Origin of the sequence: Streptomyces sp. NPDC052109, assembly GCF_040680195.1 — a bacterium.
In the GTDB taxonomy this organism is placed as follows: Bacteria; Actinomycetota; Actinomycetes; order Streptomycetales; family Streptomycetaceae; genus Streptomyces.
Genome location: NZ_JBFAWF010000006.1, coordinates 356929 through 380815, shown reverse-complemented (window position 1 = coordinate 380815; position 23887 = coordinate 356929). Strand labels below are relative to the sequence as shown.

The 23887-nt window shown below is 70.4% G+C and carries 17 protein-coding genes; 5 read left to right on the top strand and 12 right to left on the bottom strand.

Translation table 11 applies throughout. The features are described 5' to 3' along the window. Window positions 1-44: 44 nt before the first annotated feature. Window positions 45-2183 (bottom strand): glycoside hydrolase family 27 protein, encoded by a 2139-nt coding sequence (locus AB0L59_RS16460; protein ID WP_365583544.1) that lies wholly within the window; start codon window positions 2181-2183, stop codon window positions 45-47. A gap of 279 nt (window positions 2184-2462) precedes the next feature. Here AB0L59_RS16460 and AB0L59_RS16455 point away from each other — a divergent pair, with 279 nt between their 5' ends. After that, on the top strand, window positions 2463-6539 hold the full coding sequence (locus AB0L59_RS16455) for a discoidin domain-containing protein (RefSeq protein WP_365583541.1): 4077 nt from the start codon (window positions 2463-2465) through the stop codon (window positions 6537-6539). Window positions 6540-6833: 294 nt separating this feature from the next. Here AB0L59_RS16455 and AB0L59_RS16450 read toward each other — a convergent pair whose 3' ends face one another. The 3 genes from AB0L59_RS16450 to AB0L59_RS16440 all read right to left on the bottom strand — a co-directional run bounded on the left by AB0L59_RS16450 (window position 6834) and on the right by AB0L59_RS16440 (window position 9784). Next, window positions 6834-7505 (bottom strand): enoyl-CoA hydratase-related protein, encoded by a 672-nt coding sequence (locus AB0L59_RS16450; RefSeq protein WP_365583538.1) that lies wholly within the window; start codon window positions 7503-7505, stop codon window positions 6834-6836. Between the two features lie 173 nt (window positions 7506-7678). Next, on the bottom strand, window positions 7679-8722 hold the full coding sequence (locus tag AB0L59_RS16445) for a hypothetical protein (RefSeq protein ID WP_365583535.1): 1044 nt from the start codon (window positions 8720-8722) through the stop codon (window positions 7679-7681). A 72-nt stretch (window positions 8723-8794) separates the two neighbouring features. Next, entirely contained in the window at window positions 8795-9784 is a 990-nt protein-coding gene (locus tag AB0L59_RS16440; RefSeq protein ID WP_365583532.1) for an alcohol dehydrogenase catalytic domain-containing protein, read from the bottom strand. A 225-nt stretch (window positions 9785-10009) separates the two neighbouring features. On the opposite strand from AB0L59_RS16440, the gene AB0L59_RS16435 reads away from it, so the two are divergent. The 3 genes from AB0L59_RS16435 to AB0L59_RS16425 all read left to right on the top strand — a co-directional run bounded on the left by AB0L59_RS16435 (window position 10010) and on the right by AB0L59_RS16425 (window position 12658). Continuing rightward, on the top strand, window positions 10010-10612 hold the full coding sequence (locus AB0L59_RS16435) for a TetR family transcriptional regulator C-terminal domain-containing protein (protein WP_365583529.1): 603 nt from the start codon (window positions 10010-10012) through the stop codon (window positions 10610-10612). A 613-nt stretch (window positions 10613-11225) separates the two neighbouring features. Next, window positions 11226-11945, top strand: a complete 720-nt coding sequence (locus tag AB0L59_RS16430; RefSeq protein ID WP_365583526.1) for a hypothetical protein — start codon at window positions 11226-11228, stop codon at window positions 11943-11945. 95 nt (window positions 11946-12040) lie between these two features. Next, window positions 12041-12658: a TetR/AcrR family transcriptional regulator gene (locus tag AB0L59_RS16425; RefSeq protein WP_365583523.1), complete on the top strand. Its 618-nt coding sequence runs from the start codon at window positions 12041-12043 to the stop codon at window positions 12656-12658. A gap of 155 nt (window positions 12659-12813) precedes the next feature. Here AB0L59_RS16425 and AB0L59_RS16420 read toward each other — a convergent pair whose 3' ends face one another. From AB0L59_RS16420 to AB0L59_RS16385, 8 genes are all read right to left on the bottom strand, one after another. After that, complete coding sequence (locus tag AB0L59_RS16420; RefSeq protein ID WP_365583520.1) at window positions 12814-14268, bottom strand: MFS transporter; 1455 nt, start codon at window positions 14266-14268, stop codon at window positions 12814-12816. A gap of 82 nt (window positions 14269-14350) precedes the next feature. Next, window positions 14351-15046: an SGNH/GDSL hydrolase family protein gene (locus tag AB0L59_RS16415; protein ID WP_365583516.1), complete on the bottom strand. Its 696-nt coding sequence runs from the start codon at window positions 15044-15046 to the stop codon at window positions 14351-14353. Window positions 15047-15503: 457 nt separating this feature from the next. Next, complete coding sequence (gene metC, locus AB0L59_RS16410; protein ID WP_365583513.1) at window positions 15504-16700, bottom strand: cystathionine beta-lyase; 1197 nt, start codon at window positions 16698-16700, stop codon at window positions 15504-15506. Next, window positions 16697-17959 carry an MFS transporter gene (locus AB0L59_RS16405; protein WP_365583510.1) on the bottom strand — a complete coding sequence of 421 codons (1263 nt, stop codon included), beginning with the start codon at window positions 17957-17959 and terminating at the stop codon, window positions 16697-16699. Before AB0L59_RS16405 ends, metC begins: the two co-directional genes overlap by 4 nt. Next, window positions 17956-18828, bottom strand: coding sequence for a sulfurtransferase (locus AB0L59_RS16400; protein WP_365583507.1), 873 nt, complete (start codon window positions 18826-18828; stop codon window positions 17956-17958). The genes AB0L59_RS16405 and AB0L59_RS16400 overlap by 4 nt, the downstream gene beginning before the upstream one ends. After that, window positions 18825-20051 (bottom strand): ATP-dependent carboxylate-amine ligase, encoded by a 1227-nt coding sequence (locus tag AB0L59_RS16395; RefSeq protein ID WP_365583504.1) that lies wholly within the window; start codon window positions 20049-20051, stop codon window positions 18825-18827. The genes AB0L59_RS16400 and AB0L59_RS16395 overlap by 4 nt, the downstream gene beginning before the upstream one ends. 21 nt (window positions 20052-20072) lie before the next feature. Continuing rightward, window positions 20073-21326, bottom strand: coding sequence for a radical SAM protein (locus AB0L59_RS16390; RefSeq protein WP_365583501.1), 1254 nt, complete (start codon window positions 21324-21326; stop codon window positions 20073-20075). Window positions 21327-21393: 67 nt separating this feature from the next. Beyond that, entirely contained in the window at window positions 21394-22617 is a 1224-nt protein-coding gene (locus AB0L59_RS16385; protein WP_365583498.1) for an ATP-grasp domain-containing protein, read from the bottom strand. A gap of 850 nt (window positions 22618-23467) precedes the next feature. On the opposite strand from AB0L59_RS16385, the gene AB0L59_RS16380 reads away from it, so the two are divergent. After that, complete coding sequence (locus AB0L59_RS16380; protein WP_365583495.1) at window positions 23468-23860, top strand: hypothetical protein; 393 nt, start codon at window positions 23468-23470, stop codon at window positions 23858-23860. Window positions 23861-23887 lie beyond the last annotated feature (27 nt).

Sequence of the window (23887 nt, the reverse complement as noted above, 5' to 3'; positions counted from 1 at the left end):
AAGATTCGCGTGGCACTCACACCACGTCAAGATTAATTACTAATTTATTTGAACTGAGTGCGGTGGACCGTGCCGTCGACGCCGCGGTAGACCGCGTCGACCGTGCCGCCCGGGCCCGCGACGGCGCCGAGGGACCCGTCGAACGCGGCGCTCGGGAACTCCTCGCGCTTGCTCCAGCCCTGCCACGCGCCGGCGTCGTACCGCTGCTGCCAGAGCGTGTAGTCGCCGGCGCGGACGTAGAGCAGCACGCTGCCGCCGGAGGCGACGAGGGTCGGGCTGCCGCTGACCGTACCGCCGACGGAGGTCCAGTCGGACCACGCGCCGCCCGCCGGGCGTGACCGGGTCCAGATGTCGTCGGCGGCGGAGCGCACCGCGACGTGGACGCGGCCCTCGGAGTCGACGGCCGCCGACGGCCTGCCGTACGCCGGGCGGCCGCCGGGCGTGCCGAGCGAGGTCCAGCCGGTGCTCGCACCCCGCTGGACGACCTGGCCGTCCGCGCCGGTGGCGAACAGCGTCCAGTGCGCGGGGTCGGTGAAGGCGACACTCGGGGCGTCGGCCACCTCGCCGCCCAGGCTCTGCCAGCCGCTCCAGCGACCGCCGACGTAGGCGCGCCGGTAGACGCGGGAGTCGGCGCCGCGCACGAAGACGTCGATCCGGCCGCCGTCCGAGGCGTGGACGGCGGGCTGGCCGAGGATGCCCCCGCCGACCGGGCCGCCGAGATCACGGACGCGGTTGCCCTTGCTCTCGGAGGTCTGCTGGAGCAGGGTGCCGCGCGGGCCGCGCACGAAGGTGCTCAGCGCCGAGCCGGTGCGGACGGCGGCCGGGCTCGCGGTGGCGGGCACGCCGAGACTCTTGCCGGGCAGCGCGTCCTCACCCGTGAGCCGGAGGAAGGCGGTGCCGTGCGCGGGAACGGTGACGGTGTACGACCCGGTGTGCGTGCCCCGGTCGGCGCGGGCCCGAAGGTCGCGGACCTTCACCCGGCCGCCGAGGGCGGCGTCGGAGAACTTCACGGTGCGCTCGGCCGCCCGGTCGGAGCGGTTGAGCAGGACGACCGCGCGGCGGCCGCTCCCGGAGAGCACCTTGCTGTAGACGTCGCCGGTCGCGTCGGTGGCCACGCGAACGCCCTGGACGCCGAGGCGGTCCTGGTCGACGCCGATGATCTCCGGGTTGCGCAGGGTGGCGAGCATCGACGGCGACAGCGTGCGCGGATCGGAGCCGAGGACCAGCGGGGAGCCCATCTCCGCCCACATGACGAACTGGGTGGTGGACTCCTCCTCGGTCAGTTCCAGGGTGCCGTCCGACATGCGGCGCGTCGGGATCAGGTAGTCGGGGTCGTTGTAGTGGCCGGGACCTTGGGCCTCGGGGTGCCAGGCGTTGGCGTCCATGTTGCGCAGGACGTTGGGCCACTGACCGGGGCTCGGGGTGCCCCAGGCGATGTCGGTGCCGGTGCGCCAGGAGTCCGCGATGGTCGGCGCGTAGGCGTAGGTGTTGTGCGCGTCCTGCTCCGGGGTGTGGGGCAGGCCCCAGTCGTCGGTGAGCGGGTTGCACAGGTTCAGCAGCATCCTGCGGCCGGACTTGGCGACCGCGTCGCTGAACTCCTTGAAGGCCGGGCCCGGATCGAGCTTCTCGGAGATGCCGCACAGGAAGTCGACCTTGATGGCGTCGATCTTCCATCCGGCGAACTGCTCGGCGTCCTGCTCGTAGTGGCCCCGGCTGCCGAGACCACAGCTCTTGCCGCCGTCGTAGGTGCCGGCGTCGGTGTAGATACCGGCCCGCAGGCCGCGCTTGTGCAGGTAGTCGACGAGCGCCGGGATGCCGGACGGGAAGCGCTCGGGGCTGGCGGCCAACCGCCCCTGCGCGTCACGGGGGTTGTCGGCCTGCCAGCCGCCGTCCAGCCACACGATGTCGTAGCCGCTTTCCCGCAGACCGCTGCTGACCAGCTTGTCCGCCACCGAGCGCACCTCCTTCTCGGTGGGCGCGCCGAGGCCGTAGTAGGTGTTCCAACCCATGTAGGGCGTGGGCGCGAGACCGCTGTCGTAGTAGTCGGGCGCGCCCTGGTCCACGGCCGGGGCCGCGTGGGCGGAGGGTGTCACGGTGGCGGCCAGGGCCACCGCCGTGGCCGCGGCGAGCGCGGTCCGGGCGCACCGGACTCGGTGATCGTGTACGGGCGGGCGTGAAGTCACGTGCCTCTCCCAGAGGTTGGGACGCGGGATGCGTGACGCGGGCCGCGCGGGAGCGGGGGCCTACGGCGTCACGGCGAAGACTGTGACGCCCGACCGAAACGCTGTCAATAATTATTCCTAATTTACGAGAAACAAGGCCGAAGCCTGGCCGGCCTCTTGACAGCCAGAACCCCCGGCGGCAGTGTTCGGCAACGTTGTCAACGGCCCTGGCAACGTTGTCATCCCCTCCTGGTCCACCGACCCGTCGCCCCTCGGTCCTCCCTGATCGGAGCCTTGTTCATGTCGGATCAGCCCTCTCCGCCCTCCCGTCGGACCGTACTGTCGGCGGGGTCCACCCTGCTGGCCGGGTTCGGTCTCGGCATGGGCCCGCTCGCCTCCGCTGCCACGGCCGGATCCGGACACCCCGACCGGGCCGCTCGCCCGGCCGAACTCGCGGCGTACCGGCCGGTTTCGGTGTCCTCGACCGACTACGCGCCGACGCCCGCCGAGTTCGCCGTGGACGGCCTCGCGGTGCGCGGCGTTAAGGGCAGCGGCTGGCGCGCGGCGGCGGGCGACCCGCAGTGGATCAAGGTGGACCTCCAGGCGCTGTGCGAAGTCTCCTCGCTGCGACTGGTGTTCGAGGCGACCTCCGACGACCCGCCCTTCGAGGACTCCCCGACCGGCAGCCCGCGCGACAACACCACCGGCCAGGAGATCCTGTCCAGTTGTGCGGTGGCCTTCGTCATCGAGACCTCGCACGACGGCAGGTCCTGGACGGCGGTGTACCGCACGGACTCCGGCAAGGGCGGCGAGACGGAGATCGCCCTGCCGAAGGCGGTCAGCGCGCGCTGGGTGCGCATGACGGTCACCAAGCGCTCCAACTCCAACCCGCTCGGCCTCAACGGCCTCCAGGTGTACGGCACCTGCCGCACCCGGCGGCCCGAGGTCACCGGCTGGACCGACTGGGGCGTGCGCGAGCGGCACCCCCAGCCGCTGCGGCAGGCCGCCGACGGCACCGTCCCGCTGGAGTCCGGCTGGGACCTGACGATGGACGACTGGGCCGGCGCCGACGGCGCCGCGCTGTCCCGCACCCAGCACGACACGAGCCGCTGGCTCCCGGCGACCGTCCCCGGCACGGTGCTGACCTCGCTGGTGGACCAGGGTCATCTGCCCGACCCGGTGGCCGGGTTCAACAACCTGCACGTGCCCGAGGCGCTGTCCCGGCACTCCTGGTGGTACCGGCGCGAGTTCGCCCTGCCCAGGGGTCTGCGGACCGGTGCGGGACGGCACGTCTGGCTGGAGTTCGACGGCGTCAACCACAACGCCGAGGTCTGGTTCAACGGCACCGAGGTCGGCTCCTTCACCAACCCGTTCTCCCGTGCCTCCTACGACGTCACCGAGCTGCTGGCGTCCGGCGGACAGGCGCTGGCGGTGAAGATCACCCCGATGCCGTTCCCCGGCAGCCCCACCGACAAGGGTCCGGCCGGTCTCGCGTTCGTGGACGCGGGCGCCACCATGATGAACCGCAACTCCCCCACCTACCTGGCCTCCTCGGGCTGGGACTGGATGCCCGCGGTGCGCGACCGCGCGGCCGGCATCTGGAACCACGTGCGGCTGCGCTCCACCGGCGCCGCCGTCATCGGCGACCCGCGCGTGGACACGCTGCTGCCCGGCCTGCCCGACACCCGCACCGCCGAGCTGACCGTCGTGGTCCCGGTGCGCAACGCCGACTCCGCCGACAGGCGGGTCACCGTCACCGCCGCGTTCGGCGCGGTCGAGGTCACCCGGACCGTGACGGTGCCCGGCGGCAGGAGCACCGACGTCACCTTCGCCCCCGCCGACTTCCCGCAGTTGCGCCTGCGCGACCCCGAGCTGTGGTGGCCCAACGGCTACGGCGAGCCGAACCTGCACGACCTCACGCTGACCGCCTCCGTGGACGGCCGGGAGAGCGACCGCCGCACCACCCGCTTCGGCATACGCCAGTTCGGCTACGAGTACGGCGCGGTGCCGATGACGTTCCGGTGGAGCAGCGACATCTTCACGCAGACCGTGGACTTCGCCCGGCAGAAGGCCCGGTACGTCCGAGTCCTGTGCCACACCCGCGCCACCCAGTGGGGCTTCTCCATGTGGAACCTGTCGGTCCTGAACGGCTCCACGCCCGGCGACGACCTCGCCCTGGGCAGGGAGGCCACCGCGTCCTCCGTCGACGACCCGTCGCACGATGCGGGCAACGTCACCGACGGCAACGGCGACACCCGCTGGTCGTCCTCCTTCGACGACGAGCAGTGGGTCCAGGTCGACCTCGGCTCCCCGCTCTCCTTCGACCGGATCGCGATCGACTGGGAGCAGGCGTACGCGAAGACGTACACGGTGCAGGTCTCCGACGACGGCTCCGCCTGGACCGACGTGAAGGCCGTGGACAACGCCGCCGCGCCGCTGCCGTTCAACACCTCCGGCTCGGCGAGCATGCAGGACGTCGAGTTCGACGCGGTCACCGCGCGGTACCTACGGGTGTTCTGCCGGACCCGCGCCACCGGCTGGGGCTTCTCCATGTGGGACCTGGCCGTCGTGGACAGTGCCAGACCGGGCCTCAACCTGGCGCTGCACAAGCCCGCCACGGCCTCCTCCGAGGGCGAGGGCACGGTCGCCGGCAACGCGGTGGACGGCGACGTCGACACCCGCTGGACCTCGGTCTACGAGGACGACGGCTGGATCCGTTTCGATCTCGGCGCCCCGGAGCGGTTCGACCGGGTGGCGATCACCTGGGAGCAGGCGTACGCGCGGACGTACACCATCCAGGTCTCCGACAGCGGCACCGACTGGAAGGACGTCAAGTCGGTCGACAACTCCATCGCGCCGCTGAAGATCAGCGTCAACGGCGTGCGGGTGTTCTGCCGGGGCGGCAACTGGGGCTGGGACGAGTTGCTGCGCCGGATGCCGGCCGAGCGGATGGACACGGCGGTGCGGATGCACCGCGACATGAACTTCACGATGATCCGCAACTGGGTGGGCAGCAGCAACCGCGAGGAGTTCTACGCCAGTTGCGACGAGCACGGCATCCTGGTGTGGAACGACTTCCCGAACGCGTGGGGCATGGACCCCCCGGACCACGACGCGTTCAACAGCACGGCGCGCGACGTCGTGCTCCGCTACCGCATCCACCCGAGCGTCGCGGTGTGGTGCGGGGCCAACGAGGGCAATCCGCCCGCCGCGATCGACGACGGCATGCGCGACGCGGTCCGCTCCGGGGCGCCCGGCGCCCTCTACCAGAACAACTCGGCCGACGGCATCGTCACCGGCGGCGGCCCCTACGGCTGGGTGGAGCCGGAGCAGTACTTCTCCGCCTCGACGTACGGCAGCAAGGACTACGGCTTCCACACCGAGATCGGCATGCCCGTGGTCTCCACGGCGGAGACCGTGCGCCGCCTGGTCGGTGACGAGCCCGAGTGGCCCGTCGGCGGCGCCTGGTACTACCACGACTGGAGCACCAGGGGGAACCAGGCCCCGCAGAACTACCGCGCGGCCATCGAGTCCCGGCTCGGCACCGCGAAGGACCTGGACGACTTCTGCCGCAAAGCGCAGTTCCTGAACTACGAGAACCACCGCGCCATGTTCGAGGCGTGGAACGCCAGACTCTGGGACGACGCGAGCGCCCTGCTGCTGTGGATGTCCCACCCGGCCTGGTACAGCACGGTCTGGCAGACCTACGACTACGACTTCGACGTCAACGGCGCCTACTACGGCTCCCGCAAGGCCTCCGAGCCCGTGCACGTGCAGGCGAGCCCGGTCGACGGGCAGGTCATCGCCGTCAACCACACCCCGCGCGCCATTCGCGGGGCCACGGTGACCGCCCGCTGGTACGACCTGGACGGCCGCCAGGTGGCCGGCGAGCAGAAGGCGACCGTCGACGTGGCCGCGTCCGCGACGGCGAGCGCGTTCACCGCCGACCCGAAGCGCTCCCTGCCCGGCCTGTACCTGCTGCGCCTGCGGCTCACGGACGAGGACGGGAAGACACTCACGGAGAACACGTACTGGCGGTACGGGGCACCGGAGGCCATGCAGGCGCTGAACGAGACGCGGCAGACCAGGGTCTCGGTGGACGTCACCGGCTCGCGGGGCCGGCCCGGCGGGCGGCACGAACTGACGGCCGAGGTGACCAACCGGGGTTCGTCGGTGGCGGCGATGGTGCGCCTGTCCCTGGTGGACACGAATTCCGGGCACCGGGTCCTGCCCGCCGAGTACGGCGACAACTACCTGTGGCTGCTGCCCGGCGAGTCGCGGACGGTCACCGTGTCCTGGCCCGACCGCGCGCACGCGGCGCGACCGGGGCTGAAGGCCGAGGGCTACAACGTGCCCGAGGTGACAGGCCGTCCGTAGCCGGGACCGCCCCGCGGCTGGGCGCGTCTCCGGGTGCCGACTACGCGAAGGTGCGCGGGCGCGCTCGCCGAGGACTTCGGCCCGGAAGTGAGGGCCGACGGCGTCGCTCCCGGCATGCGCGACCTGGTTCGCGTCACCGAGCGCGGCGGAGGCCGCCACGGGTGTGGGGGCACTCGCACCGCGGAAGTTCCCCGCTGATCGTGCGCATCGGCGAGCAGAGCGAGTCGTTCCCGTCCGCCGCTACCACCCGTTCGTCGCGCCCCGCGCGGGCCGGCGAACGGTCCCGGCGCGGCGTCAGCCCAGCGGGGTGGTCGTGTCGCGGAGCATGGTGAGGACAGGGGCGTACATGCGTGTCTTGATGGTCCCGAGGCTGTCGCCGGCCTTGCTCGCGTGCGCCTGGGCAAGTTCGAGGGCGGCGGTGCGCAGGGCGCCCTCGTCCACGGCGTGATCGGCGATTCCGGCGGCGGCGGCTTCCCGGCCGCCGAAACGACGGGCGCAGACCATGGCGTGCTGGGCCGTTTGCGGGGTGAGCCGGGACTGGACGAGGGCGGACATGCCCGGGGTGAAGGGGATGTTGATCTCCGCCTCGGGCAGGCACCAGAAGCCTTGGTCGGCGCGCATGAGACGGAAGTCGTGGGCCAGGGAGAACATCGCTCCGGCGGCGAACGTGTGTCCCTGCAGCGCGGCGACGGTGATCATCGGGAGGGACAGCAACCTCGCGAACAGACCGTGGACGGAATTGACGTAGTCCAGGTGCTCGTCGCTGTGCGCCGCGAGCCATTCGAGGTCGAGACCGTTGGAGTAGAACTTCCCGGTCGCGGCGGTCACCAGGGCGCGGGGGCCTTCCGACTTCTCCACCTCGTCCAGGGCCGCGCCGACCGACGCGATCCAGTCGGGGTGGAAACGGTTCTCCCCGTCACCGAGGTCGAGAACGAAGACGGCGTCCTGGCGATCGAGCGTGGGCATGATGGCTCCTTAAAGGCGTTTCGGCGGTGCAGGGCGCATTGCCCGGGTGGAGTGGGGGGCGGGTGGGCCGCAAACCGGGGCTGCGGGCTTCGCCTTCCGGTGAACCGGTCCGGTCGGCGCTCGAGGAACGAGGCGTTGCCTCTGGCGTGCGTCTCTCCACCCCGGAGCGGGAGTCAGCTGGGAAGTGCTCGCCGGGCCCGGTGGTGCAAGGTGCCCGCGGCCAGCAGCACCAGCGCCGAGGTGGCGCCGGTGAGGAGGATTGCGGTGAGAGCCGGCCCTGCGGGAGGGGCGGACGCGTGTATCCAGCGGATGACGAAATTGGTGCACGCCGCCACGGGGAAGCTGAAGATCCACAGGCCCGGATGGAACGAGGGCTGGCGTAGCTCGGGAATGAGGAAGGCGACGAGGAGGACGGTGAAGACCAGGGTCCCGGCGAAGCCGTAGCCGACGGCGTCGAAGACGCCCTTGTGGGCGGCCACCCAGGCGATTCCGCCGGTCGCCGGTGGAATGGTCAGGACGGTGAGGGCCGGGCGGGCCGGCCCGGGCAGGGCGCCGCCGGTGACGAGGCTGCCGAGGATGACGGTGCCGAAGGCGAGCCAGTACAGCAGCCCCACCGCGAAGGCGGCATCCGCGACACCGGGCAGCCTGAGCGTGGAGGCCGTGGCGCTGGCGACGAACGGTGCGGAGGAGACCGGCAGCAAGTAGCCCGGGTGCAGGACGGTTGCGCTCAGGGCACCCATGAGCCAGTGCGCGAGCAGGCGTGCGGCGATGAGGGCGGCCACGGTGACGAAGACGGCGTAGGCCCAGCGTGGGCCTGTGATCCCGAACCGCGAGAAGTGGCCTGCGATCAGCATGCCGATGATGGGGACGTACCCGAGGGCGAAGCCCTGGCCGGGATGGCGCAGGTCGTGGCGCAGGTTGTGCCACCGGGCCCCGCCATGGCGCAGGTACTGGGCCAGCAGTACCAGCCAGATCAGGCAACTGACGGTGAACAGCGCGTCGCTGACCCGCAGAGCGGCCGGAAAGACGGGCACCGCCGCCTGCCAGGCTCCGCCCAGGCCGGCGGTGCCGAGGGAGACGGACAGCAGCCCGATCCGAGCGGCGCGGGTCGCGTGGCGACCGTTGACGCCGGAGACGGTGTCGGCGACCGGACGCGCAGGCCCGGTGCGGCGCGGGGCCGTGCGGGTGTGTTCTTTCGTGTCGACCATGTCGGTCATGGGGAACCTCGAGAAGGAATGGCAAGGGCGCGGACCGGAACCCGCCTGCCGGCGGCGCGGATTGCGGCGTGGTCAGGCGGCCATGTCCAGGACGACGCGGAAGCGGGCCTCGCCCGAGAGCATCCGCTCGTAGGCGTCCATGGCGTGGGGGAAGGGCATGCTCTCGGTGGCGGGGCGAATGCCGTGGGCGAGGCTGAAGGCGGGGTTGTCCTCGTTCCGGATCGACGATCCGGTCAGGCTGCCGACGATGCGGCGGGTGCCGAAGATCAGGTCGGCCGTGGCGAGCGTCAGCGGGTCGGGGGCGGCGCCGACCACCAGCAGCGTGCCGCCCGGGGCAAGTCCGCGGACCAGCGGGTTCCTGGACGTACCGCTGGATGCGGTGGCGACGATGGCCGACGCACCGCCCAGGTCGGCCGGCGCCGTGCCGGGGTCGGTGCCGGTGCTGTCGATGTACTCGTGGGCGACCAGCTCCCTGGCGAGGGTCTCCTTCTCCTGGCCGAGGGCGATGGCGGCGACTCGGAATCCGAGGCTGCGCGCGTACTGCAGCGCCAGGTGACCCAGGCCGCCGATCCCCTGCACGGCGACCAGGGCGCCGGCGCGGGTGGGGACCTCCTGGAGCGCGGTGAAGAGCGCGGTGAAGGTGGTCAGCCCCGCGCACAGCAGCGGGGCCGCCTCGACGGCCGGCATGCCGTCGGGAATGCGTACCAGTCCGCTCGCGCGGGCGTACGTCACCTCCGCGTATCCGCCGTCGATGGTCGTTCCGGTCTGTTCCTGGTTCAGGCAGTTGACGAAGTCGCCCCGGCCGACGCCGACCCGGTCGCCGGGCCGCCAGGCGGTGACACCCGCGCCCACGGCGTCGATCACACCGACGATCTCGTGACCGGGAACGACAGGGCGTGAGGGGTCGGGGCGCAGCCCCTCCACGGCCGGCACGTCGGAGTGGCAGACGCCACACGCCTCCACCCTCAGCCGGACGTGTCCGGGCTCCGGCTCGACCAGCTCGCGCTCGACGAGCCGGAGCCGGCGGACGCCTGTGGCCTCGAATGCTCGGTACGCGGACATCACGCTTCTCCTCTGTGCTGCCTGGTGCCGACCCGGGAAGGCCGAGAGCTGGGGACGGGAACGGGAGCGAAACAGCTTCAATATGACCGGTCACTTTAAACTTGGTCAAGCAGGTCCGACGGCCGAACCCTGGGCAGTGCGTCGTTCGCGCGGGGGCCGCCGACCCCGGTCCCCGGTTTGACCAGAGCCAAGGCGACCGGACATATTGGCACACGGGAGGTGGTGATGGTGGCACGCGCGTCCAAGCGCGAGGAGATCGCGCAGGCAGCCCTGGAGCAGTTCCGCACGCGGGGCTTCAACGCCACGGGCATCAGTGACATCACGTCGGCGGCCGGGGCCCCCAAGGGCTCGTTCTACAACCATTTCGCCAGCAAGGAGGAGAGCGCCCTCGAGGCACTGAGCCGCTACGCCGCCGGGTTGCGGTTCGACCTGCTCGACACCCCCGGACGCCCTGCGCTGGAGCGGCTTCGGGGGCACTTCGAGTTCCTGGGCGCCGACACGGTCGACAGCGGCTTCGCCCGCGGATGCCTGGTGGGCAATCTCGGCGCCGAGGTCGCGGACCACTCCGAGGAGATCCGCTCCGCCGTCCAGGGCGGCTTCCAGCGGTGGGCCACGCGCATCCGGCGGGTGCTCGCGGAGGCCGAGGAAGCGGGCGAGCTGGACGCCGCTCTCGATGTCGAGGAGGCCGCGCTGTTCATCCTCAGCGCCTGGGAGGGCACGCTGATCGCGGCCCGGGCCGCCAAGTCCTCCGCTCCCTTCGACGCCTTCTTCCGCATGGTCTTCGACGTCCTCCTGCGCTCATCGCGGCCAGCCGCTGAAGACTCGTAGACGCCGCCCCCCCCGGGTGTTCCGCCGGTCCGTACGGCAGGCGCGGGCGAGCCTGAGCGCCTCAGTACACGACTCCTCGCGGGAGGGGCCCCGCGGCCCATCACCGCCGAGCCCTGGTCCCGCCCCCGCCCGGTCGGCATCGCCTCAGCCGTTCACGATCATCGGCGGCATCTCACCGGCAACGGCAACCACCTCCTCCTCGGCCCACCCGGCGGCCAGGGGTTCCCCCGCCGCAGTTCGGCACCCAGCTGCGACTCCGCCGAAGCGCGGTAGGAGGGAACCCCTGACGACCTCCGGCGGCGGACCGCACCGGACCCTGTGCACCGACGGCGAGGACGCCCCGTCGACCGGCTTACGCTCGCCGTCCGCGCCGGTTCAGACCGGGCTCACAGCGGCCCCGGGGATCAGCGCCGAGGTGCGTGACGCCGGTGAACCAGTGAACGATGAGAGGGACGCCCGGCGGATGGGGGTCACCGGATCACCGGGGCGCGCGCTTCGTCGCCGGCACCGGAGCACCGTCGCGGTCCCTTCCGACGGCGACGGCCCCCTGAGGTCCCGAGTTCGCCGGAGACGCGCTCGCCGCCGCTGGGCGCACGACCGAGCAGGAGACCACATGAACACGTTGCTCGCGGAGGTCCTCGATGCCCATGGCGGCCTCGACCGCTGGAACGCGCTCACCACGGTCCGCGCCACCATCGTCAGCGGTGGCGACCTGTTCGTCGCCAAGGGGATGCGGCAGGACCCCACCCCCCGGGAGATGACCGTCTGGCTGCACGAACAGCACGCCTCCGTCATGCCGTTCGGCGCCCCCGACCAGAAGACCGACTTCACGGCCACCCGGGTCAGCGTCGAAAGACTCGACGGCCGCGTCGTGGCCGAACGCAACGAACCGCGGACGTCGTTCACAGGCCACGAACTCGGCACCCCTTGGGACCCACTGGACCGCGCCTACTTCAACGGATACGCGCTGTGGACCTATCTCACCACGCCCTTCCTCCTGGCGATGCCCGGCTTCACCCTCACCGAAATCGAACCATGGCGGGAAGGAGACGAGCTCTGGCGCGGACTGCGGGCCACCTTCCCGCCCGACATCGCCAGCCACAGCACGCAGCAGGACTTCTATTTCGGGCCCGACCATCTCCTTCGCCGGCACGACTATCACGTCGACATCGCAGGCGGGTTCGCCGCAGCACAGTACGTCTACGACACCGTGGAGGCGGACGGGATCCGTCTGCCCAGCAAACGCCGGGCCTACCGAAGCGATGCGGACAACCGCCCGATCCTGGAACAGACCATGGTCTCCATCGACGTCAGCAACGCTCGGTTCACCTGAACCTCAGGCCCGTACGCGGCACGTGGAAACCGGGCGATCACGAGAGCCGGTCGGAGAGCAACGGACGTGCGCCGGCCTGGGGTACGATCGACCGTATGGGTAGTGCCGCGGCAGATGTCACCGACAAACGCCTCCTGCGCGGTGCCCGGACCCGGAGGACCGTACTGGAGCGGGCGGTCGACATCGCCTCGCTCGACGGACTCGAGGGGCTCAGTTTCGGCCGTCTGGCCACGGACACCGGGCTCAGCAAGGCGGGCATCCAGACGCTCTTCAAGACGAAGGAAGCGCTGCAGCTGGCGGTCATCGACTTCGCCCGTGAGATGTTCATCGACAACGTCGTCCGGCCGGCCAGGTCCGCACCGCGCGGCGTCGCACGACTGCGCGCGCTGCTGGACCAGTGGGTCGTCTATGCCTCGACCCCGCTGTTCGCGGGCGGATGCTTCAGAGCCGCGAACCTCGCGGAGTTCGACGGCAGGACCGGGCCCGTCCATGACGCGCTCTTCCGCGACCAGCGGGAGTGGCTCGAGGTCATCGCCGGCGAGCTGCGGCACGCCAAGGACATCGGTGAGATCGCGGACTTGGACGTCGAACTCGCCGTCTTCCAGATCGACGCGCTGCTGTGCGCGGCCAACACGGCTCTACGGCTCGGGGACGACAGCGCGGTGAGCAAGGTCCGCCGCATCGTCGAGGGCCTGCTGACCGCTCCGCACTAACGCGGCCATGGCACCTGGCCGGGTCGGTTGGATCGCAGGAGCAGGAAGACAGGCAGCCGACCTGCGCGGACGTCCGGGCAACGGGCCTGCCCGGACGTCGCTACGGCCGGCTTCGCTTCATCCGCAGCCCTGGCCATGACGGTTGGTTCTCGCACTCAGGCCTGGGCCGCCGGACGCTTCGGCAGAAGGAAGACCACCGTGCCCGCTATGACCGCGATGACGAGCGTCCCGAAGGACGCGACGGCAAAGGCATGGCCGGCGGCGGCAACCCTGCCGACCGCCGCAGGACGGAACGAGCCGAAGTAGACCGCTCCGATCACGGCGACGCCCAGCGCTCCGCCGCATTGCTGGGCCGTGGACAAGACCCCCGACGCGACACCGGCGGACTCCGGCTCGACGCGGCTCAGCACCGTGTTGAGCGCCGGGGTGATGACCAGGCCGCCACCCACGCTCTGCAGAATGAGGGTGGGTATCACGAGCAGCGGAGTGATCCGCGGGCCGGACACCAGCAAGAGGCCGGTCGCCAGGTAACCGCTCGCCAGGATGATCGCCCCGACCTCGAGGACGCGTCGTCCGTACTTCGGGATGATCCGGCTCGCCACCATGCTGAACACGAAGAATGCGGTGGCTGCCGGCGTGTAGACCAGGCCCGCGCCGAGCGCCGACATGTTGAGCCCCTGCTGCAGCGTCACCGACAGGGCCAGGTAATACGAGTAGATCAGCGCGTACAGGGAGAGGACGAGAACGATCCCGAGCGAGAACGATCGCTGTCTGAACAGCGTCAGCGGTACCAGCGGATCACCGCCCCGCCGTTCCAGGCCCCGCTCGATCGCGACGAACAAGCCGAACGCGACCGCGCTGCCCGCGAAGCAAGCCCAGACCCACCCTGGCCAGCCTGCCTGCTGCCCTTGGATCAGCGGGAGCACCAGGAGGAAGAGGGCCGCGCTGAGCATCAGGACGCCGGGCATGTCCAGCTTGCGGGTGGCGGCCGAGCCTGTCTTCGGCACGTAGCGCACGGCGAACACGAACATGGCGATTCCGATCGGCACGTTCACCCAGAACACCAGGCGCCAGCCGGAGTCGAACAGATTGGCGCCGATCAGCAGCCCGCCGACGATCTGTCCGCCGATGGTGGCCATACCCATCACGATGCCGAGCACGCCGTATACGCTGTGCCGCCTCGCCGCCGGCACCAGCACCGTGACGTACGCGAACACCTGGGGGACCATCAGGGCTGCGCCAAGGCCCTGAACGACGCGCGCGGCGACGAGGCTGCCCGCGTCGGGAGCCAGCGCGCAGGCGATCGAAGACAGAGTGAACAGAGCCACCCCGACGAGGAAGACGAGCTTGCGGCCGTACAGGTCGGCCAGGCGGGTAGCGGTGATGATGAAGACCGCGTAACTCAGCTGATAGCCCGCCAGGACCCACTGCACATCGCTGTCGGAGGCGTGCAGGTCCGCCACGATCGAGGGGTCGGCGACCACGACGATGAACGAGTCGAGGACAGCCATGAAAAGGGCGGTCAAGACGACCGAAATCGTCGGCCACGGAATGGCGTCGGCTTTCGCGGCCGCTAACGGCCGGGTAGCTGATTGCTGACTACTTGCCACGATAAGAGACCTCTTGACGGGTGGAGGGTCCGGCGATGCACGAACCCTGGGAGACCGCCCGGCGCGTCTCGCCGGGCGGCGGTCAGACCGGGGGCGAGGATGACGCCGATGTGGTGCGTCCCAGGAAACCGGCCAGCTTCTTGACCACCTCGGCCGCCATGACGGCCTGACCCGAGGTCGCGAAGTGGATACGATCCTCACTGAGCAGGTTGCCGCGGTCGTTGACCGGGTGATCCCACATGTCCACCACAATGGCGTCGTATTCGGAAGCCAGCCCGCGCACGATCTCGTTCACCGCGGCGATCCGCTTCGGCCAGTCAGGGAAGACCGGGACCACGTACGCCCTGCCGAGCGTGAAAGTGGTCAGCAGAGCGCCCGTGCCCTTGGCCAGGTCGTACATCCGGCGAAGCGTTCGCTCCATCTCACCGAAGTCCGGCCTGCGCCGCACGATGTCATTGGCCCCGCACGGCAGGTGGACCAGGTCCGGGGAGAACGCAGCCATGTGGGCCGCCTGATTCTCGAGCGTCTGGGCGGTCGTTGCCCCGGTCTCGGAGACATTGAGGTACTCCAGATCCGGCCGGACAGACCGCAAGACACCAGCAACCCGGTCTGACCAGCCCTGATCCCGGTAGCCCGGGGTGGGATCGCCGGTTCCCGCCGAAAGACTGTCTCCGATGACGGCATACCTGCCCCACGGGGCCCCGGTCAGCAGTGCCACGGCATCCGCCTGGTGCAGGCAGAACGGGTCGGTCGCCTCGGTGAAGAGGGGTTGCTCCATGAAGAAAAGCGTACAGTCGGTCGTATGCTTTCTCAAGGTAACTGAGGAGACGGTGGAAGTTGCCGACTTCGCCCGCGAACCGCTCGCAGGTTCCGCTGTGGCGTGGGCCCTTGGCGGCCGACGTCCGCGCCGGCGGTCATCAGGCCCAGCAGCAGGCCAAGGGGGTCGACCACGACGTGCCGCCTGCGCCCGTCGATCCGCCTGCCGCCGTCGAGGCGGAGGCGGCCGTCGGCGGCGACGGCCGCCTGGGGTTCCGTCTGTTCTCGCGGGCGTTGACGACGGCGCCCGTTCTCCTCACGCAGGCGCAGTCTGCCGGGTACGAGGCCATGGGCGAGTGGTTCGGGTACGGCGAACGGCACCGGCTCCGGCGTCGAGGGCCGCGCGCCGACGGTCGTGGCCCTCTGGATGTCGGCGCTTCCGGGCCCACATCAGGTACGTCACGCTGCCTGCGGCGCCATCATCCCCCGGCCAGGAGAGCCGCGAAGCCCGCCTCCAGGTCCTGCTTCAGGTCGGCCAGGCCCTCGAAGCCGACATGCACCCGGATCAGTGGCCCTCGGCCCGCCCAGCTGCCCGGCAAGCGGTGGGAAACCGGGTCGGCGGGGACGATCAGGCTCTCGTAGCCGCCGTAGCTGTGGCCGAGGCCGAAGAGCCGCAGTCGGTTGAGCATCGCGTCGATGTCCGGTTTGCCGAAGCCCGGCTCCAGTTCCACCGCGAACAGACCGGACGCGCCGGTGAAGTCGCGGCGCCACAGGCCATAACCGGGGTCCCCGGGCAGCCCCGGGTGCAGGACGGCCGCCACGCCCTCCCGCCCGGCGAGCCAGCCGGCCAGTTCCAGCCCTTGCTCCTGGTGGCGGCCCAGCCGCACGCTCAGGGTGCGCAGCCCGCGCAGGCCCAAGTAGACGTCGTCGGCGCTCGCGCACTGGCCGAGCCGGATGGCCGCGCCCCGGATGAGCGGATAGCTCTCCTCCGTGCAGACGACCGCGCCGAGGACGCTGTCCGCGTGCCCCGTCAGGTACTTGGTCGCGGAGTGCACCACCGCGTCCACGCCCGCCCCCAGCGCCAGCGGCCGGCAGAACTCGGGCGTCGCCCAGGTGTTGTCCGCGACGGTGGCCACCCCACGGGCCCGGCAGACAGCGGTGATCGCCGGAACGTCCTGCACCTCGAAGGTGGTTGAGCCCGGGGACTCGAGATAGAGCAACCGCGTCCGGGGGCGGATCAGTTCCTCGATCGCGGCACCGTCCGCGTCGGGGCGGTAGTACTCCGTCTCCACCCCCAGCGCGGCAAGCGAGTCACAGAACTTCCGGGTCGGCAGGTAGACGGAATCGCTGACGAGGATGTGGTCGCCGGTCCTCACGTACGCGAGGATCGTCGTCGTGATCGCCGAGAGCCCGGAGCAGGTCGCCACCGCGGCGTGGCCGCCCTCCAGTTCGGCCAGCGCCTCTTCGAAGGCGCGGCTGGTGGGCGTGCCGAAGCGGCCATAGACCGGGGTGCCTCGCTTGAGCGGATCGGCCTGGGAGGCATCCATCTCGGCCACGTCCCGGTAGAGGACCGTAGAGGCGTGGTGTACGGGCGGGTTGACGTAGCCGCCCTGCCTGTGCGGGTCCGAGCCGGCGCGCACGTACCGCGTCTCCCGCGAAGTGGTGCGCTCGTTCACCGGCCCACCGCCGTTTCGGACAGCACCGGTTCGGGAACCGCGGGCTGCCTACGGCCGCCCAGTGCCAGGGCCAGCAGCGCCGCGCCCGCGCACTGTGCGCCCACCACCAGCCAGAACGTGCCCAGGCCTCCGCCGGACTTGTAGTGGGCGAAGACGAATCCGCCGACGACGCCCGCGAGAAGTCCGCCGACACCGCCCGTGAGCCGCTGGACACCGAAGGCGAAGGCGGCGTTGCGCGGCAGCAGGTCCACCAGTTCCAGGTCGCAGCGCAGGAAGAGGAAGATCTCGCCCATGGTGAACAGGGCGGTGCCGGCCAGCAGGGCCGGGGTGCTGCCGAGGGCCATGACCGTCATGCCGAGTGCCATCACGGCGAACGAGCCCGCCATCAGCATGCGGTAGTCGGCCCGCGCGATACGGTCGGCGAGCGCGGGCTGGAGCACCACCACCATGGCGCAGTTGAGCAGCATCACCCAGCCGAGCGCCTGGATGTTGGAGACCCCGGCGGCGTACAGGCCTACGAAGCTCTGGAAGAAGAAGTAGAGGTAATAGGCGAGGGCGGTGAACAGGACCGGGCGCAGTGCACCCCGCAGCGCCGCCCACTTCTGTGTGGCCGCCTCGTCCTCGGGCGCCGCCGGCGCCGCGGCCGACGGGCGTACGGCCGGTTTCAGGGCGATCTGGTGGGCCGCCGTGATCAGCGCGAAGAGCCCGGCGAGACCGATGAGCAGCATCATCGGGTCGGCATCCACCAGCAGCGCGGCGAGCAGCGGCCCGAGCCCCATGCCCGCGTTCAGGGCTGCGCTGCTCACCCCGAGGAAAAGCGGACGTAGTTCGTCGGAGACGCTGGTGACGATGTACGCCTTGTTCGCCGGGAGGTACAGCGCGGGGCCGCCCGCGACGAGGACGACGGCCGGGTACGCCACCCAGGGCACCTTGACGGCCAGCCCGAAGAGCACCAGACCGGCCGTGCGCAGGGTGAGCGCGACCACCATGGTCCGCTTGAGCCCGAGCCGGTCCACTACCGCGCCGCCGAGGATGCTGCCGCCGAACTGGATGAAGGTGGCCACGGCCACCAGTACGCCGGCCACCCGGACGTCCAGGTGGACGGCCTCGACCATGAGCACCCCGATGAACGGGGTGACCATGTAGCTGCCCAGGGCGACGACGAACGACAGGACGATCAGGGCCTTGAGCGCGACCGGCAAGCCGGTGAAGGTCCGGTATTTCGCGGTGAGTCCACCGCGGACGCGCCCCCCGCTCATGGCGAACCGCTTTCACCCGTGGCCACCGGACGGTCGGAGGGCAGACCCCACTCGCTCCACGAGCCGTCGTACACGGCGAGGCCGCGGTAGCCCGCCACGGTGGCACCGAGCGCGAGGACACAGGCGGTGACCCCGGAACCGCAGCTGAAGTACAGCTGCTCACGGTCCCCGGCCACCGCCTCGAACGCCTTGCGCAGCTCGTCCGCCGACCGCAATTCGCCGCCCTCGCGAAGGAGTTCGCCGAAGGGCAGGCTGACGGAACCCGGCATATGGCCGCCGCGCAGGCCCGGACGCGGCTCGGCAGCGCTGCCGACGTAGCGCTCCCGGGTGCGTGCGTCGAGTACGGCGGCACGCGGGTCCGCGAGGGCGGCGGCGACGACATCGGCGTCCACGATCAGGCCGGGCCGGGGCCGGGCGGAGAAGGTGCCGTGCGGTCCGTCGTAGGCGGCGGGCACGGGTTCGACCGGGTGGCCGGCCGCGGTCCAGGCGGGCAGGCCGCCGTCGAGGACGGCGACCCGGTCGAAGCCCATGGCGCGCAGCATCCACCAGGCGCGGGCACTGGAGTAGATGCCCTGCGCGTCGTAGACGACGACGGTGTCGGTGTCGTGCACGCCGAGTGCACGCAGTGCCCCGGTGAACTCCCGGGCACCGGGCATGGTGTGCGGTAGCGCGGAGGTGTGGTCGGACAGCTCTCCGTCGAGGTCGAAGGGCCGGGCCCCGGGGATGCGCGGGGCCGCGCCCCGGCGGGCGCCGACGGAGGCGTCGAAGAGGACCAGTCCTGCTCCGAGCCGTGCGGCCACCCAGTCTGCGTCGACGAGCGGACCGGGCAGCCCAACGGCCGCCGGGTCAGAAGGCGTTGTCTCGCTCATGCGACACCTCCGGAGGAATGGGCGGGCCGCCACCGGGTGTTGTCGGAGAACCAGGCCGCCACGCGTTCGAGATTGGCCGCCACATCCTCCTCGGTGTCCCCGTCGACCACATAACCGGCCAGGAACAAACCGGACTTGACCCCGCCGTGAAACTCCTGACCGACCGCCCCGGTCAGCATCACCTCCCGGACGCACTCCGGCTGCTCGGTTCCGGCCCCAGCCGTCGGCAGCTGCTCGAGCACCCCGTTCCGGGGCGGTATGCACAAGGCTCCTGCGGGCCGGTAACCGGGGGTGCCGAGAGACGAGGGCAGGCCGCACTCGGCGTACAGCCACTCCTTGTCCAGGTCGATCCCGAACGCGTGCCGGACCATCGCGCTGATCATGCCGCCGCCGGTGCGGCTGGCGATCTCGCAGAAGACCAGCCGGTCGTCGGGTGTGATCCAGAATTCGGCGTGGAAGGCGGTCTGCGGCGGTGTCGGCAGCTCGGCCAGGACCGCTCGCGCCGCTTTGACCAGCCGGTCGTACAACGGATCCTGCGGGGTGAGCGGGAGGTTGGCCACCCAGTCGTTGGTGCGGAACGACAGGCAGTCGTTGACGTAACGGAAGGGGTGGACGAAGACGACTTCGGCACGGGCCACCAACCCGTCCACGTGGTACATCTGCCCGGGCACGAACGCCTCGATCTCGCTGGTCCCCCGCCAGGGGCTGGCCAGATACGCATCCAGCTCCGCCTCGTCGCGAATGATCGCGGCGCCCAGCGACCCCGACTCGGACACCGGCTTGATCACCACCGGGTAGCCGTGCTCGGCGATGAAGTCGAGGGCCGTGTAGGCCGAGTCGAGCCGGCGATAGGCGGGCACGTCGACGGGGCCGCCCACGAGGTGGTCCTTCATGACCACCTTGTCACGGAAGGCGAGCGCGCTCGCGGTGTGCTGGCCCGGCAGACCGAGCAACTCCCGCAGCTGGGCGGCTCGTACGACATCGGCCTCGGCGCGGGCGAAGACCGCCTCGACCGCGTGTTCGCGGGCCAGTCTCAGCGCGGTCTTCTCGACCAGCTGGTTGGTGTCGTACGCGTCGAAGGCATGCACGTGCGGGAGATGGGAGTAGCCTTCCGCGTACTCACGCGCGGTCACGATGACCGGGACGATCCCCGAGCCGGCCAGCCACTGGTCGTACGGGGTCTTGGCGTAGGGCGTCTTGGCGAAGACGAGGATGTGGCGCATCGCGGGGGTCTTTCTCTCGGGTCAGGACGCGGAATCGGCGAGGAGCGGCAGCCGGCGCCGCTCCGGCACCCGGGAGATCAGGCCGAGTTCCTCGGACAGCTCGGTGGCGAAGCAGCCGTCCTTGTACGTGCCGGAGAGCCGCTTGGCGGTGAACGCCTCGATCTCGCGGTGGTCGAACTCCAGGTCGTACGTGGTGCTTTCACCCGCCTCGCCGGTGGTGACGGTGCGGGTCAGGATGCCCAGGTGCGGTTCGAAGGTGTTGACACAGCCGACGATGTCGCCGATCTTCTCGCGGCGGCCTTCGGGGCCATCGGAGAGGACCTCCTCCTGCGCGGGAATGGCGGCGAACAACTGCCGACCGGCCCGGCACCAGCCGACGTGGCCGGGAAAGCCCATGGCCTTGATGCCGAAGGTGCCGAAGTCCTCGCTGACGCCGAGCTGGAAGCGGAGCGGAATCGTCTCGTGGATCCACTTGAAGTCGCGGTACGCCTGCTCGATCTCCTCGCGGGAGAGCCGCAGTTCGGGATGGCGGTTGCCGTGGTCGCTGAAGTTGTTGAACCGGACGGTGGCCACGCCCAGCTTGTTGAAGTAGTGGGCGTAGCGCTCCAGGGAGGTGCGGCCGTGGTTGTGACGGCCGACGGTGACGCCGATGTTGACCCGGAAGGCGTCCTCGGCGGCTACCCCCTTGTTGTACTCGGCGACGCGGCGCAGCACCTCCTCGGTGTCCGCGCCGGAGAAGACACCCTTGATGGGGTACGTCTTGTGGTCGATGACGTTGAGGTCCTCGTCGATGACGCCGTGGTAGGTGATGGAGATGGTGCCGTAGCCGTTCTCGACGGCCCGGTCGAGGAGTTCGGTCCAGTTGTCGGCGAGCAGCGGGCGGCCGCTGGTCCAGGCGTCGCCCTTCTCCATCGTCAGGGTCGGCTTGTGGTCCGCCTCCTGCCGGAACTCGCGGTTGTTGGCGGGACCGTAGAGGCTCATGAACTCGCCGTCGTAGGCGAAGCTGTCCACATAGCGGGGATAGACGTGGTACCCGTGCGACCGGAGACCCGCGAGGATGCGGGGGCCTTCCTCCATGGCGAAGGACTTGTCGTACACCTTCTCGTAGTTGACGAACCAGCAGTGGGCGCACTTCTGGCCGCAGGTGTTCTTGCCGACCTTGGTGTCGAGGTCGAGGTAGATGTGGATGTCGTCGGCCGCGATGTCCTTGAAGGGCGTGGTGAAGGGGATATCACCATGGAAATCATAGGAAATCGGCGCGTTCTGGACGGACATGTGACCCCCCGGTAAGAAAGAAGCAGACAGAAAGGACTGGGCAGCAGAGGTCTGAGCGGAGTGCTCGTCAGAGGTGCGGCTCGGGCACAGTGGTGACCACTGGATGAGCGATCAGTTCCCCGACGGCCGCCGCGCAGGCGCCGGTGTCGGCCGCGGTCAGAACGGCCATGCCGAGCCGGTCGGAGGAGGAGCGCAGCGGCCGGACCACGTCTCCGGACCGAACGGAGAGATCCCAGGCATGGATCTGCCCATGGACGAGGGCGGGCTGCGGCGCAACGGCACTCACGCGTCCGGGCCGGGCCGTGAGGAAGACGGTGGCGGCAGCGGCGGCAGTGGCGGGGCTGCGGCGGACCCCCGCGCCGATCGCCCAGCCGAGGGCGGCGCGCCGCCATGCGATTCCGGTGGTGAGGTGGACCAGGTCCGCGATGCCGTCGCCGCCGAGCCGGGTGTGGGTCTCGATCACGACGATCTTGTCGCCTTCGACCATGACCTCGGTGTGGCTGGGGCCATCGGTGAGGCCGATCGCGTCGAGCAGCTCGCCGACCGCCTCGGCGACCAGCTCCTGGCGGCGCGGGTCCAGAGAGGGCGGCGGCATCATGTGGCTGACCTCGACGAACCCGTCCGTGGTGCCCTTCTCCGCGATGCCGATCACGGTGTGGTGGCCTCCCACCGAGAGGGCCTCGACGCTGAACTCCCTGCCGTCGGCGAACTGTTCCAGCAGGGTCGCGGCGGTACGGCGGTCCGCCGGGAGTGCGTCGACGCCCTCCACCAGGGTGACGGAGGCACTGCCGACTCCGTCGACCGGTTTGGCCACTGCCCGACCGTGGGCGGCGAACAACCGTGCCACCGCATCCGCGTCGTCGCCGGCCGCGAAGGCCGGGTTCAGATGCGGGGCCACGCGCTCGAGGATCCGCCGCATTTCGAGCTTGTCCCGGGTGGCGCGTACGACGGCAGGGGCGACGCCGGTGACGCCGAGCCGCCGGGCGGCGAGCGCGGCCGGCTCCAGGCCGAACTCGGTGAGGGAGACGACGGCGGTGGGGCGCAGCGGCCGCAGGGCCTCGTCCGTGAAGGCGAGGAAGGCGGGCAGGTCCAGGAAGTCCGTCGTGAGGACCCGGGTGCCCGGATCGAGCGAGGGCGCACCGGGCAGCTGTACATGGATCAGCTCGCCGGGCAGGGTCGCCGCCGCCCGTGCCACGGTCGGATTCGCGCCGACGATCACGAGAGTGGGGCCGTCGTCCGTGCCCCTCGGACAGTCCTCGTCCGGTCCCCGCGCAGCATCCACTGCGTCCACTTTTCCTCCCCCGTTTTGACCGCGCGTTCGACCGACGCGGCGGGCAAGACAATCGCAACCGCGATCGGAGGATGTCAACATGCTCACGGACAGTGACAGTTCGCCGTTGCGACGGACTCTGACCTGGATTCGGCCGTGACCTCAACGCTCGCCCGGCGAGTTGCGCGGGCCGTGGATCAGCCGCGTTCGATTGCACACCGACACGCCTACCCAGATCATTTCGGCCAACTTTCCGGCCACCGCGCAACACTCCGTTCACAAAACCGCAGCACATCCTGCCGATCGGCAATCTGTTTCGGCCAATCGACGGGTGCGGACGCCGAGCGGCGAGGATTCGGGGGGAGCGGCTCGTTTCGGGCGAGGTCGTGGGGCTGCAGGGGTAAGGGAGAGGCACGGGGCTTGTGGCAACGATCCACCCTCGGCTACATCGGCACCCCACTCGGCCCGCCGTTCATCGGCCTCCTCAGCGAGGCGTTCGGTCCGCCGACGATGACCACCGTCACGGTGCACGCGGGGCGGGCCGCTCGGCCTGGCCACCTGGCGCGTCGCGGCCGCGACGGTACGACTGTCCGCCTCGGAATTCCCTCGCAACCGGCACCTGACGAGAATCCTTCCTTTTCCCTGGACCGGCCTGGAACCACGCACGAAGCTGAAGTGTCCCCAGAACGGGAGGGACTCGATGTCGAACGGGGCGCAGCAGAACGGTCGATCCGCCAACGGCGGGGGTTCCCACGGGGACGGGCCATGGCGATATGTGCTGGGCTCCGTTGCGATGTCTGTGGTCTCCGGACTGCTTTATCAGGCGCACGGTTGCAGTCCGGACCCGCCGGCCCCGGCTCCGGCATCCACGGTGACCGAGACTACGAGCGCCGAGACGACGGCGCCCGAGGACGACGTACCCTCGTCCCCCGGCGTGTCCGCCGACATCACCCGCATCCTGTTCCGGGGGAGGGACTCCGGCAACGGTGCCTACTCGGACTTCGAGGTCGACATCGACTTCTCGGGATTACGGGGCCAGGAGTGCGTCATCAAGTGGTCCTCCTACTATCCGGGAGCGAACGGACGGAGCGACACGGACACCGGCTTCAGCGGGCAGCTGTCAACCGGCCTCCTCGCTCACGACGACGAGTCGCACTGGAACACCTTCGCCGTCCACAATGCCCAGTCCGGCTGGATGTTGCACGTCTTCGTCTACGCGCCCGACGGAACACTCCTGGACGAGCAGGACGGCCCCACGGCGTGAACCGCCCAGGAGGCAGCGGTCGGCATC